Genomic DNA, 1,191 nt, shown 5'->3' on the forward strand with positions numbered 1-1,191 from the left:
GTGGTGGCGCCTACGGTGATCGCCTCGGAGACGCGCGCGGGCGAGTAGTTCGACGCGGGAAGACCGTTGTTGCCCGCGGCGACCGCGTAGGTTATGCCGGAGGCGATCGAGTTGCGGACGGCGGTGTCGATGGCGGTGTTGGCGCCGCCGCCGAGGCTCATGTTGGCGACGGCGGGCTTCACCGCGTTGGCGGTCACCCAGTCGACGCCCGCCACGACCTGTGCGGTGGTGCCGGATCCGGCGTTGTTCAGGACGCGTACGCCGACGATCCTGGCCTTCTTGGCGACGCCGTAGCTGGTGCCCGCGACGGTGCCGGCGACGTGGGTGCCGTGGCCGTTGCCGTCGTCGGCGATCATGTCGTTGTCGATCGCGTCGTAACCGTAGGAGGCGCGGCCACCGAAGTCGACGTGCGTGATGCGCACACCGGTGTCGATGACGTAGGCGGTCACGCCCGAGCCGGCCGAGTCCGGGTAGGTGTAGCTGCCGTTGAGGGGCAGGTTCGCCTGGTCGATGCGGTCGAGGCCCCAGGACGGCGGGTTGACCTGGGTGGCGGTGGCCTTGACGGTGGTGTCCTGGATGACCTGGGCCACCGCGGGGTCGGCGGCGAGCCGCTTGGCCTCGGTCTCGCTCAGGTGGGCGGCGTAACCGTTGAGGGCGGCGCGGTAGGTGTGCGTGATCTCGCCGCCGTAGCCGGCCACGAGGCGTCTGCCCTCGCTGGACGAGGACTTCGCACCGGAACGCTCGCTGAGGACGACTATGTAGCTGTCCTTCACCGCGTTCGGCGCTTCCGCGCCGACGATGCGGCCCTCGGCGGGCGCGGCCTGGGCCGGGTTGACGGTCAGAGCGAGGGTGGCCGCCGTTGCTGCGGCCGAGAGCACTGCGACGAGCCGCAGCCGGGTTCCGTGCGTCACTGCCATGGTCAGGTCCTCCTGCTTAGGTGGTGCGCTGCTCGGACAAGCGGAAGGATCACGTCCCTGACGCGTTCATTACAAGAGGGCCTTGATGGCCAACTGGCCTTCCCTGGCGCTTACTTGCTGGTCGGCGCCCGGTCGGGGCAGTTCAAAATGCTTCCGTCGCCCGGTCCACGAGCGGGAAGCTTTCAACCCCGGTGCCACATCCGCCGGTTTTTTCCCGGCCGACCACGCGAGGCCCGGCATGCCGGGGCCATTCGGAACGGGGGGCGAACTCGCC

General features: G+C 69.6%; 1 protein-coding gene. It reads right to left on the reverse strand.

The genetic code is table 11. The features are described from left to right. Nucleotides 1-917 (reverse strand): S8 family peptidase (locus tag ACFXKA_RS43025; RefSeq protein ID WP_379431915.1); only part of this gene is annotated, 917 nt, incomplete at its 3' end. Nucleotides 918-1,191 lie beyond the last annotated feature (274 nt).

Source organism: Nocardia sp. NPDC059228, from assembly GCF_042754245.1.
GTDB lineage: Bacteria > Actinomycetota > Actinomycetes > Mycobacteriales > Mycobacteriaceae > Nocardia.